Raw genomic sequence first — 11,182 nt, 5'->3', positions numbered from 1 at the left:
TCAGCCCTTGTCGCCGAAAGCCTGCGCCTCACAGGCATTCAGGTCGGCCGTGCCCTGCGGGCTCTCAGCCTTGGCCAGGTTGGCCTTGGTGGCCGGGGCGACCCACAGTCCCTGCGATCCCTCGCGGATCTCCATGGCGTAGCCCTTGCCGGTCATGCAGGCCAGTTGTGTGCGCAGCTGGTCCCAGTAGCCGGGGTTGGTCTGCGGGTCGGTCTCCGGAGGATAGAGCGGCTCGCTGTCCGAGCACGCATCCACCGCCTTCTGCCAGCGCTCGGGATCCATCTTGTAGGTCAGAAGCCGCCCGCCGCTCTCGCCGTTCGGCATCTTCGTGTCGGGTACGCCCTCCTGGGCCCAGCAGGCGTAGTACGCGTCGAGCAGGCGCTGCTCCTCCTGCGGGGTGAAGCCGAGTTTCAACTGCCGGTCCAGTTTCGCAGTGACCGCCTTGGACGTGCTGCTGGAGGTCGTGCCCTCGGCCCCCGCCGGGGCGGCCACCGAGGCGACCGGCGTCCCAGCCGGTTCGTCACCGCCTGCGCAGGCGCTGGTCAGGAGCGCGGTGGCCAGGAGACTCATGCCTGCGAGGGTCTGTGCTGTCTTCGTGAGGACCATGCGGCTGAGCCTGGCGGCTCATTGTCATGAACCGGTCAGGCTGTGCCGGAGGGGTACCGCAACCATGGAGCGGCCCTGGGCGGATCCTCCTGGAATCGCTCTCGCAACCTGGCAATTGCGTCGAGCTCTCTCACCTCGTTCGCCTCCGGCACGTACTGGCCGAGCCAGGTGTAGAAGGTCTGCGTGGCATCCAGGACACCGGGAACGAAGTCTGCCGGATCGACGGCCCGCCGCTCCTGCCCGACCGAGAACATCGCCACCGCCCCCTCTTGGTACATCCTGAGGGGCAGCGGCTGGTCGGGAAACAGCGCTTCTCCCGCGCCGGACGTCACGAAGCCGCCGACGGTGTGCAGCACCAAGTCCATGAGATCCCCCACATCGTCCCAGTGCTCCGGCCGGATCAGGTCATGGCCGTGGTAGCTGAGCCGCAACCATCCATCGCGATTCCCCTTGCGCCACAACTGCGCTGCTGCCTGCGGTTCGGCGTAGACGTTGAGTAGGGAGGTGGCCGGTTCAGCGGCTACGCCATCGAAACTTCGCAGCATCCTGTCCGGCCGGAAGAAGTATGGGGTGATCTGCACCGCCCGGGGGGCTTCACTCACGGAACGAACCTATCGGGGACGAACTTCGTCATGGTCACGCCGCCACGGAGAGGGCCTCAGTCGGGGTGAGACGAGAGGCCCGGATCGACGGGTAGACGCCGGCGGCCACTCCCACCACCACGGCACCCGCGCATCCGCCCAGCACGGAACCGGCCGGGATCACCGGGGGCCAGTTCTGCCAGGTGGCGTAGCCGAGGGTGGCAACGACACCGAGCAGAGTGCCGGCCAGACCACCGAGCCCGGAGAGGATGACCGACTCCGTCAGGAACTGGGCCCGGATCTGGGCCCGACTGGCTCCCAGTGCGCGTCGCAGGCCGATCTCCCGGCGTCGCTCCAGCACCGAGATGATCATGGTGTTCGCCACCCCGATGCCACCCACCAGCAAGGAGACCCCGGCCAGTCCGAGGAACAGCGAGGAGAAGGACTTTTCGGTGGCCCGTTTGGCGGCCAGGGCGTCCGAGGGACGACTGACGGAGACCTGCCCCGGCCGTTCGGGGAAGACCGTGGCGGGCAGTACCGCTGCGACATCCTCCAGGACCTGCTCGCGGGCCCGCACGTAGAGCACGGTGGGGTGGCCGTCGAAGTGCAGCAGTGTCTCGGCCGAGGACCAGCCGATCAGTACCGACTGGTCGAGATCGCCGGCCAGGGGGACCGGCTCCAGCACACCGATCACGCTGAACCAGCGTCGGTCGATGTAGATCTGGGCCGGCCGGTCGCTCTCGGAGATCGCCCCCAGCCCGAGCCGGGTGGCCGCCGCGAATCCCAGCACGGCGGTGGGGAAGTGCTCGTCCACGGGGGTGAAGAAGCGCCCGGAGGAGAGGGAGGCACCCATCACGCCCATCAGGTCCGAACGCGCGGCCAGGACGCTCAGGCCGGAGAAGTCGCCGGCGGCGATCCGGTCGGAGCGTCGCACCGTGGCATGGGTGTTGGCCACGGCGCTGACCGCGGTGACCGGACCGATCCGCTTCACCATGGCGATCGACTCCTGGGGTAGTAGCACCGGTGGGTCCTGGTCCGGGATCGGCTGCGCGGTGAGCAGATTGGGCCCCAGTTCGGACAGTTCCCGCAGCAGCGCCTGGTGGCTGGAGGCAGGGATGGCGGTGACCACGATCATGGTGGCGATGCCGATGGAGATCCCGAGAGCGGACAGGGCGGCCCGCAGCTTGCGGGTGCGCAGGCCCAGCATGCCGAGTGCGAGCAGATCGCGTGGTGGCAGCCGGGCCGCGCGATAGGTCGCGGTCACTGCCCGCCTTCCGGGGGAGCGTCGAGCCTTGCTCGGCCATGGAGGTGACGGCGCCCAGAAATGTCTGCGCCGGAGCGGATCTGAGCCATGGATGGGTCGGCGCTGTCGGAGATCATGCGTCCGTCGCGGATCTCCACCCGGCGGGGCAGGTGCGCGGCGATGTCCCGGTCGTGGGTGATGACGGCGATGGTGGTGCCTTCCTCGTTCAGTCGCTGCAGCAGGGCCAGGACAGCCACGCCGTTGGCTGTGTCCAGGGCGCCGGTGGGTTCGTCGGCCAGCACCAGGGCAGGATCGTTGACCAGGGCCCGGGCGATGGCCACCCGCTGGCGTTCGCCGCCCGAGAGCTGCTGGGGCCGGTGCTCGATCCGGTGGCCCAGGCCGACGCGGCCCAGCACCTCGACAGCCCGGGCTCGACGGTGACGGCGGGCCACCCCGGCGTACAGAAGGCCGGTCGTGACGTTCTCGACGGCGCTCAGGCCCTCGCTGAGATGGAACTGCTGGAAGACGAAGCCCAGCGACTGCGCTCGCAGGGCGGACAGCTGACAGTCGGTGAGTGCGGCGACGTCCTGCCCCCGGATCAGCACGCTGCCACTGGTCGGGCGATCAAGGGTGCCCATGATGTTCAGCAGGGTGGACTTGCCGGATCCGGAAGGCCCGACGATGGCCAGCATCTCGCCCTCGGCGATACTGAGGCTGACGTCGTCCAGCGCTCGCACCCCACCCGGATAGGCCATGGTCGCGTTGCGGACCGTCAGGACCTCGCTCACGCGGTGGTCTCCACGAGCGTGCCCTCGGCAATGCCAGGGCCGCTGATCTCCACCAGCCCCATGGCGAACAGCCCGGTCTCGACCGGGACCAGTTCACCGCCGGAGACCTGCACCCCGTAGCCACCTTCGCGCAGGGCCAGCAGAGCGCCGACCGGAACGGCCAGGACCTTCGGACGGGCCTTGGCGATGAACTTGACCTGTACCTTCACCGTGTCCACGCCACGGGGCAGGCGTTTCTGCCCGATCTTCACGGTCACTCTGAGCTGGGACGGGGCCCCGTTGCCCTCGGGATCGTCCTGGTCGTCCGGGACGATGCTGCTGATCGCGGTGACGGTTCCGGGGACCGAGGACTGGTCGGGCATGATCACCGTGACCCGTTGCTTCTGCCTGATCGAGCTGAGGTCCTGGGAGTCCACGACCACGGTCACCCTCCTGGTCGTGCCGGTGACCTTCAGCAGGTCCTCCGAAGCCGGACCTGCGACACGGCCCGCCAGACTCTGGACCCGGACCGGTCCCGAGGTGACCACCACGTCCCTCGCCTCCAGGACGCCGGTGGGGTCGAAACCGGCCGTGGGCTGCCAGCGTTTGATGGCCGCCACCAGTTCGGCGGTCAGGAGGCCGTCGCCGCTCTGGACCTTCAGCGGGGGAGGAGCTGACGGGTGCGGCTGCTGGCTCGGTTGCTTCGCGCTGGCTTTCGTCCCGCTGACGTCCTGCGCCGGGTCCGCGCGGACGGCCGCGTTCTCGGCCGGTGGGACCTGCTGTGTGATCGAAGTGCCGGGCCCGGGTTGCACGCCGATGTCGTAGCCCAGGGCCGTCAGGTTCTCGGCGACGACCCGTACGTCACGCCCGACCAGGCCCACGGTGTCCAGCGGCCGGTACAGCGGGGTGTCGCCGTAGAAGACCACCGAGGGCCGGTCGTCGACCCGGAACAGGGAACCCGACCGTTTGATCGTCCGTCCTGCCGCCGGGAGCCAGGTGACGATGCCCTCACCGCCACCCTGGATCGTCCGGACTGCTCCGAACCCGAGGGTGCCGTCCAGTTCACGGGTGTCCGACAGGCTGGTGCGCGTCACCTCCACGCTGTGCACGGACGGTTTGGCCGGCGCCGGTTCTCCGTCGGAGGAACGCTTTCGGGCCCAGAGCAGTCCGGCTCCCACGCCGAGCGTCAGCAGCAGGACGAGCGCCGCGCTCAGAGCCTTCCTACTCCTTGCCACCGAAAGCCTTCATCTGGCAGTCTTCCTCGATCTTGTGGGCCTCCTCGTCGGGCTGGTATCCGTCGCGGTAGGTGAAGCCGCTGCCGTCCGGCAGCCCGGTCACCTTGACCCCGTTGGCCTCCAGGCACTCGATCTGGGCCCGGAAGTCCTTCATGAAGTCGGGATTGGTCTTCGGGTCCAGTTCGCGCGGCATCAACGGCCTGATGGGGTCGCACTCCTTCTCCGCAGCGGGGTAGTCGGCCGTGTCCACACTGGGGTAGTAGAGCCATGAAGGATCCGACATAGGAACCTTCCCGCCGGTGCCGACGCGCTGGATAGGAACCTCGTTGTCCTTCAGGCACTGCAGGTAGGGCTGGAACATCCCCAGCGTCTCTTCCTCGGTGCTGTCGAGCCGCCGCTGGGGAGCCTTGCCGGCGGATTTGCTCGGGTCAGCGTTCTTGCCGGCGTCCTCGCGGCCGGAGGGCTGGGCGACGGACGCCACCTGGCCGGAGTCGGCCGCCCCCTCGCTGTCAGAGGCGGACGAGCAGGCGGTGAGCAGGTTGGTGAGCAGGGTGGTGATGAACACCGCGCCCAGTCCGGCCCGCAACAGCGGGTGCAGGGAACGACCAGAAACCGACGCGTGGAGAGCAGATCTCGTCATGCAGGACACTGTGCCGTGTGGATGTTAGGAGGTTGTGAGCGAGTCTTCGAGCATCACCGTCGGGCCCTGAGCCAAGTGCCTGTGGCTCTATGGTTGCCGCATGGGCGCTCATGTTCTGGTGGCCGAGGACGACGAGAAACAGGCCGCCCTGGTTCGTCGCTATCTGGAGCACGACGGTCACACCGTGGCCGTCGTCCACGACGGACGCTCGGCCATCGAGCGCGTACTGCAGCGACCGCCGGACCTTCTCGTGCTGGACTGGATGCTGCCGGTGGTGCAGGGACCCGAGGTCTGCCGCCGTGTCCGGGACGCCGGAGACCTGCCGGTGCTGATGCTGACCTCGCGTTCCGCCGAGGAGGACCTGCTGCGGGGACTGGATCTCGGTGCGGACGACTACATAACCAAGCCCTACAGTCCTCGCGAGCTGGTCGCCCGGGTCCGCAGCCTGCTGCGGCGGGCTGGGGCCCAGGCCGGGTCGGGCCTGCCGATCTGGCGTGTGGGGCCACTGACCGTCGATGTTCAGCAACACCAGGTGATCTGCCGGGGTGAGCCGGTGTCCTGCACCCCGGGGGAGTTCCGCATCCTGGAGACGATGGCGGCCGAACCGGGGCGGGCCTTCAGCCGTCGTCAGTTGCTCGACTGCACCGAGGGTTACGACCGGGCGGCCACCGAGCGCGCCATCGACGTGCACATCGTCAACCTGCGCAAGAAGATCGAGGTGGTTCCGCGGTCCCCGCAGCTCCTGCAGACGGTTTTCGGTGTGGGGTACCGGCTGGCCGGCGGACCCCGTGAGACCTAGGAACCGCCTGCGGCACAGCCTGCTGGCCCGGATGCTGACCGCCTCCCTGGCGATCACCCTGGTGTCCGTGCTGGCCACGGCCTGGCTGGTCACGCGCAGCACCACCTTGTCGATCGCGCAGGAACGCGGCCAGGTACTGGCTGACGACACCCGCATCCAGGACGTCCTGACCGGGTACGCGGCCCGTAACCCGGACTGGTCCACGGTGGGCCCGGTCGTGCACGACCTGGCCGAGGACACGGGCCGGGTCATCACCCTGACCACCCCGGACCGTGAGCTCATCACCAGCTCTGGGCAGGGCCGGCCCCGGCTGGCCACCCGGGCGGCCGCCGTGATCGATCCCCTGCACCCGGACCAGGAGGCAGCGGGCCCGGGGCGGAGCGCCGTGGTGATCGACCCCCGGGTCGTGGGTCCGTTCGCGCTCCCGGTCGCGGAACAGGACCGGCTGCGGGTGATGGCGACCAGGCGCGTCACCTGTCTGGAACGTCTGGGCTACGACGCCCAGAGCCTGGTCAGGTCCAGCGGGCGCTCGGACGTGCAGATCTTCTGGCCGGCGAGTCCGGTGGCCAGCAACTTGTGCCACGGGGATGACCTTCGGCAGCCGACGAGGACCGAAGCCGTGGCCCTGGCGGACCTCCGCCGGCTGGTGGTCGACTGCGCCGAGCGCCGGGCCGTGCCCCGGGCCAGGAAACTTCAGCTCACCCTCGAACGCCAGATCCGGTACACCGGGACGCCTGGGCAGATCGAGACCGTCAACGACTGCTCGGCCCAGGCCCAGCGGACCCAGATGGCCCGTTACGTGGCCCCACCGGCACTGCTGTTCATCAACGCCAGGTCCGCGGTCATCATCGCCGGGCCCGACCTGTCCCAGGCCGGCGCCACCCGGATCGCCGCCGTCACCGGTCTGGTCCTGGCCCTGACCTTCCTGATCACCGCCCTGGTCGCCTTCCGGCTGGCCCGCCCGCTGCGGGCCCTGGTCAGTGCTGCACAGGACACCGGCAACCTCAACGTGCGGTTCGCGGTGGACACGACGTACGAGATCGGGTCTCTGGCGCAGGCTCTGAACGATCTCTCGCGCCGCCGGGAACAGGCCGAAGAACAGCGCAAGGAGATGGTCAGCGACATCGCGCACGAACTGCGGACCCCGCTGACCAATATCCGGGGCTGGCTGGAGGCGGCGCAGGACGGGATCGCCTCGCCCGATGCGGCCCTGTTGTCCTCCCTGCAGGAGGAGGCCATGCTGCTGCAGCACATCATCGACGACCTGCAGACCCTCTCCAGCGCCGAAGCCGGCACGCTGTCGCTGAGCCGGCAGCAGGTCCGGGCGAGCGAGGTTCTCGGCCAGGTCGCCGCCGCCCACCGCGCGACTGCCGAGGCGGCCGGGGTCACCGTGCTCACGCAGGTCGTCGGCGAGCCGATCGTGGACGCCGACCCGCTGCGACTGCGGCAGGTGCTGGGCAACCTGATGTCGAACGCGATCCGGCACACCCCGCCCGGTGGCACCGTCACCCTGAGCGCGTCCCCGGACGCATCACACACGACGATCAGCGTGACGGACACAGGCCAGGGCATCCAGCCAGACGACCTGGCGCACGTCTTCGATCGTTTCTGGCGCGCGGACAAGTCCCGTAGCCGCCGCAGCGGGGGCAGCGGGCTCGGACTGTGCATCGTCAAGCAACTCGTGGAAGCCCACCAGGGGGAGGTGGAAGCCTTCAGCCGGCCGGGTGTCGAGACGGTCTTCACTCTCCGGCTGCCCACCGGTTGATCCTCGCGAGCAGCGCGACCGTGACCCAGACGGGTTGCCCCACCCGCGTCCGAGGGGACAGCTGCAGCCGGAGCCAGTCGTAGCTGTCCCCTCGAGAGGGCGGGACCCGATCCTGAGCCAGAACATTCAGCCGGCCCGGGGGAGGTGGTGAAGCGGCCCAGGGGCAGCACCTTCCGGTCGCCAGCGATGCTCATGAAGAAGACAGGTCGCATCCCGGCCCTGCCGGTCAGGCGCGGCCGAGCTCGGAGCGATTCTTCAGCGCAAAGTCAGCCACGGTGATGGCCGGGCGCCCCAGCAGGTCCGGGATGTCGCTGCTGCACAGCCGTCCGCCGTCCTGCCCGCGGCGCACCACATCGACGAACTGGTGAACCAGGCCGCGTGCCTGCCACGCAGGAACCCCGGAGGCTCGCAGCCCGGCGTAGAAGGCGGGGGCGGGCAGGTGGACGTAGCGCACCCGGTGTCCGAGGGTGGCGGTCAGGATGCCGGCGATCTCGGGGTAGGAGAGCGGGCGATCGCCGGTCAGGAGGTACGCCCGGCCGTTCTCGCCGGTCTGTCCCTGGACGTCCGCGTCGGTCAGGACGCGCGCGGCCACCGCTGCGACGTCGCTCGTGTCGACCCAGGCGGTGGCGCCGTTGCCGCTGGTCTGGGGCAGCCACCCCCGGCGGATGGCGGCGGCCTCGGTCAGCAGGTTGCTGATGAAGGCACTGGCTTTCAGGACGGTCCAGGCCAGGCCGCTGCGCTCCAGGTACTGATCGGCCAGGGCGTGGTCGCGGGCCCACGGGATGGCCGAGTGCGGGTTGGCGTCGGAGGCCGACACCTTCACCACATGCCGCACTCCGACCTCGACGGCGGCGTCGATGGCCAGACGGTTCTGCTCGTACTGCTCAGGGCCCACCGGAGTGTTCAGGAACAGTTGCGGGCAGTCCTGCAGCGCCTCCCGCAGAGCTTCGCCGTTCTCGAAGCTGGCCTGGACGGCGTCGACACCGCGTTCGGTGAAGGCACGCACCTGCTCAGGGCGCCGGCACATCACCCGCACCGCGGCACCGCTCGCGAGCAGCTCCTGGACCAGGGCACTACCGATGGCACCGGTGGCGCCGATGACCAGGGCGCGCTCCTGCACGCCGGCCCGGGCGAAGGATGAGGGTCGAGGGGTCAACGTCGTGGACACATCCACCTCACTAGTAGCAGGAACCTGTTACTGGGATAGTGGGGTCTCGACGAGGAGGTGGCAAGTCGGCATGGAACTGGCTCCGCAGGACATCGACGGCCTGGTCAAGTGGTCCCTGATCCGGGCCGCCCGGCAGGCCGAGCGCGAGTTCACCGAGGTGTTCGCCGCGCACGGGCTCTCACCGGTGCAGTTCGGCGTGCTGTGCCACCTGTCCACCGGGGCCACGTTCACCCAGGCCCAGCTGGCGCGGGAGGTGCTGGTGCGCCCGCAGTCGATCAGCGGCGTCCTGGACGGACTGGTCGAGCGCGGCCTGGTCCGCCGGGAGGGCGGGCGGGCCAAGGGGCGCCGCAACCCGCTGACGCTGACCGATGCGGGACACGCGCTGATGGAGGAGGTCTGGCCCGAGGTGCAGGCCCAGAACCAGCTGGAGCAGGCGGGGCTGAGCCGCGCCGAGACGCAGGACTTCAACGCGGTGCTGCTGAGGATGGTTTACGGCCAGCCCTGATCCGGTAGCCCGGACGTGGGGCGGGCCGGGCGGACCGGGCCTGTGAAGCGGCCGAAGTACGCTCACGGGGTGGACGTTCTCGATCAGGCCCTGGCCGGGCTGAGGATCGGTCGCGCACAGGCCTGCACGGTTCGTCTGTCCGGCACCTGGGGTTATCGCTACCCGGCCTTCGACGGCAGCGGCTTCCACCTGTTGCTGTCCGGCTCCGCCTGGCTGCTGACCTCGACCGACGCCCCGCGCCTGCTCACGGCCGGCGACGTGGTCCTCACACCCCACGGCGCCGAGCACGGCCTCAGCCACGCACCGGCCGCCCTGGCCGCCCTGCCCCGCGCGGTGCCGGAGGTGGACCTGCCCCAGCCGGCCCGGCCCGACGTGGAACTGCTGTGCGGCGCCTACTGGCTCGAGCACGGCCAGGTTCACGACTCACTACGGGCCCTGCCGGACGTCGTGACCGTCTCACCCGACCTTGAAGGCAATCCTGAACTGGGTCCCCTGTTCCAGCTGATGCGAGCGAAGCTGGCTGAGAGCGGGCCGGGATCCGGCACCACCCGTCCCGCCCTGCTGGACCTGATGCTCACGAACCTGCTGCAGCAGTGGATCTTCGACCACCACGACCCGGCGATCGCCCGGGTGCTGGAGCAGATCCACGCCGCTCCCGAGCGGCCGTGGACCGTCCCGGACCTGAGCGCGCTGGCCGGCCTGTCCAGGACCACCTTCAGCGAGCGCTTCACCGACGCCGTGGGCCGCCCGCCCAAGCGCTACCTGACCAGCTGGCGCCTGGCCCGCGCCGCTGGCTTCCTGCGTGACACGGACCTGCCGCTGGCCGCCATCGCCCGCAGGGTCGGCTACGCCAGCGAGTTCGCCCTCAGCAGCGCCTTCCGCCGCGAATACGGCGTCGCCCCAGGGCGCTTCAGGACCTACCGCGCGCCGTGACGAGACGCGCGCGGGCCGGGAGGCGGTAGCTGCCGGTACGGGTGCGGTGCTGCGCCAGGTCGTCGGTCATCATCTGCCGGGCCCGGGCCAGCTGCTGCTCGGTGAGGGCACCGAACAGCGCCGTGAGCGGTCCGAAGCCGGTGTCGAAGCGCCACCAGGTCTCGAAGTCCGGGTACTCGGCCTCCCAGGCGAACCAGCGGGCCTCGACGTCGCGCAGTCCTGCTGCCGAGAGGTGCGACTCGATCGGTACCGGCTGGGCGAAAACGGCCTCGAAGTCCGGGACCGCCCCTGCCGGCAGCACTGCGCGCAGCACGGCCAGCCCGATCCGGGTGTACGGGCTGTCCGCGGTGTCGGTCCAGGCAGCCAGGCTCAAGACCCCTTGGGGCCGCAGGATGCGGGCAGCCTCCCGCGCTGACTGGGCGAAGTCGGGTGTTCCGGGGCTGAGCAGACCCACCCGGGAGATCACCGCATCAGCGCTGTGCTCTTCCAGCCTCAGGGCCGTCATGTCCATCACCTGGAAGTCGACGGCCGTTCCGGCTGCTTTCGCCTCGGCGATCACGGCCGGATCAATGTCGATGGCGGTGATCCGCAGATCCGGCCTACGTTCGGCCAGCGCAAGACTCAATGTTCCTGTTCCGCAGGCCAGATGGACGATGTGGGCAGCTTCGGGCAGCTCGTCCAGCCGGGACAGGATCGGGCCGATCAGCCCGTCGAGCAGGCGCATGGTGTCGGGCACGAACGTTCCTTCGAGTACGAGAAGTGGGGACGTCGTCATTCCACCAAGCCGGGCTCAACGGCGGCCATACGGCTGCGACCGGAGCACATACGCGCATGGACGCATCTCCCCATGAGGGCTGAAGGACAGCTCGGCCGTGTCGAGCAGGCCTCGGACCCCGCTCCGGACACGTGGTCAGGCCGCCGGCCAGATCCAGGTCTCCTG

The 11,182-nt window shown here is 69.7% G+C and carries 12 protein-coding genes; 4 read left to right on the top strand and 8 right to left on the bottom strand.

Annotation, left to right across the window (positions count from 1 at the left end; all coding sequences use genetic code 11):
• The 6 genes from QSK18_RS18170 to QSK18_RS18145 form a co-directional block, all read right to left on the bottom strand.
• Entirely contained in the window at positions 1 to 570 is a 570-nt protein-coding gene (locus QSK18_RS18170) for a hypothetical protein (protein WP_285620925.1), read from the bottom strand.
• Positions 571 to 641: 71 nt separating this feature from the next.
• The gene (locus QSK18_RS18165) at positions 642 to 1,208 is read right to left on the bottom strand and encodes a hypothetical protein (protein WP_285620922.1); all 567 of its coding nucleotides are present in this window, start codon (positions 1,206 to 1,208) and stop codon (positions 642 to 644) included.
• Between the two features lie 34 nt (positions 1,209 to 1,242).
• Entirely contained in the window at positions 1,243 to 2,451 is a 1,209-nt protein-coding gene (locus QSK18_RS18160) for an ABC transporter permease (protein ID WP_232809829.1), read from the bottom strand.
• Positions 2,448 to 3,218 carry an ABC transporter ATP-binding protein gene (locus QSK18_RS18155; protein WP_285620919.1) on the bottom strand — a complete coding sequence of 257 codons (771 nt, stop codon included), beginning with the start codon at positions 3,216 to 3,218 and terminating at the stop codon, positions 2,448 to 2,450. The genes QSK18_RS18160 and QSK18_RS18155 overlap by 4 nt, the downstream gene beginning before the upstream one ends.
• The gene (locus QSK18_RS18150; RefSeq protein ID WP_232809831.1) at positions 3,215 to 4,432 is read right to left on the bottom strand and encodes an efflux RND transporter periplasmic adaptor subunit; all 1,218 of its coding nucleotides are present in this window, start codon (positions 4,430 to 4,432) and stop codon (positions 3,215 to 3,217) included. Before QSK18_RS18150 ends, QSK18_RS18155 begins: the two co-directional genes overlap by 4 nt.
• Positions 4,419 to 5,072, bottom strand: coding sequence for a hypothetical protein (locus QSK18_RS18145; RefSeq protein WP_285620915.1), 654 nt, complete (start codon positions 5,070 to 5,072; stop codon positions 4,419 to 4,421). Before QSK18_RS18145 ends, QSK18_RS18150 begins: the two co-directional genes overlap by 14 nt.
• Before the next feature lie 100 nt (positions 5,073 to 5,172).
• On the opposite strand from QSK18_RS18145, the gene QSK18_RS18140 reads away from it, so the two are divergent.
• Together QSK18_RS18140 and QSK18_RS18135 are read left to right on the top strand one after the other, a co-directional pair.
• Positions 5,173 to 5,871 carry a response regulator transcription factor gene (locus QSK18_RS18140; protein ID WP_285620912.1) on the top strand — a complete coding sequence of 233 codons (699 nt, stop codon included), beginning with the start codon at positions 5,173 to 5,175 and terminating at the stop codon, positions 5,869 to 5,871.
• The gene (locus QSK18_RS18135; RefSeq protein ID WP_232809834.1) at positions 5,861 to 7,636 is read left to right on the top strand and encodes a sensor histidine kinase; all 1,776 of its coding nucleotides are present in this window, start codon (positions 5,861 to 5,863) and stop codon (positions 7,634 to 7,636) included. The genes QSK18_RS18140 and QSK18_RS18135 overlap by 11 nt, the downstream gene beginning before the upstream one ends.
• 226 nt (positions 7,637 to 7,862) lie before the next feature.
• On the opposite strand, the gene QSK18_RS18130 is transcribed toward QSK18_RS18135, so the two are convergent.
• The gene (locus tag QSK18_RS18130; RefSeq protein ID WP_285620908.1) at positions 7,863 to 8,804 is read right to left on the bottom strand and encodes an NAD(P)H-binding protein; all 942 of its coding nucleotides are present in this window, start codon (positions 8,802 to 8,804) and stop codon (positions 7,863 to 7,865) included.
• 70 nt (positions 8,805 to 8,874) lie between these two features.
• On the opposite strand from QSK18_RS18130, the gene QSK18_RS18125 reads away from it, so the two are divergent.
• A complete protein-coding gene (locus tag QSK18_RS18125; protein WP_232809836.1) occupies positions 8,875 to 9,309 on the top strand; it encodes a MarR family winged helix-turn-helix transcriptional regulator in 435 nt (144 codons plus the stop codon).
• Positions 9,310 to 9,378: 69 nt separating this feature from the next.
• The gene (locus QSK18_RS18120) at positions 9,379 to 10,242 is read left to right on the top strand and encodes an AraC family transcriptional regulator (protein ID WP_285620903.1); all 864 of its coding nucleotides are present in this window, start codon (positions 9,379 to 9,381) and stop codon (positions 10,240 to 10,242) included.
• Here QSK18_RS18120 and QSK18_RS18115 read toward each other — a convergent pair.
• Positions 10,220 to 10,978: a class I SAM-dependent methyltransferase gene (locus QSK18_RS18115; protein ID WP_285620900.1), complete on the bottom strand. Its 759-nt coding sequence runs from the start codon at positions 10,976 to 10,978 to the stop codon at positions 10,220 to 10,222. The genes QSK18_RS18120 and QSK18_RS18115 overlap by 23 nt on opposite strands.
• Positions 10,979 to 11,182: the final 204 nt, after the last annotated feature.

This window comes from Kineosporia sp. NBRC 101677 (assembly GCF_030269265.1).
Classification (GTDB): Bacteria; Actinomycetota; Actinomycetes; order Actinomycetales; family Kineosporiaceae; genus Kineosporia; species Kineosporia rhizophila.
This window is presented reverse-complemented; position numbering and strand designations above follow the sequence as displayed.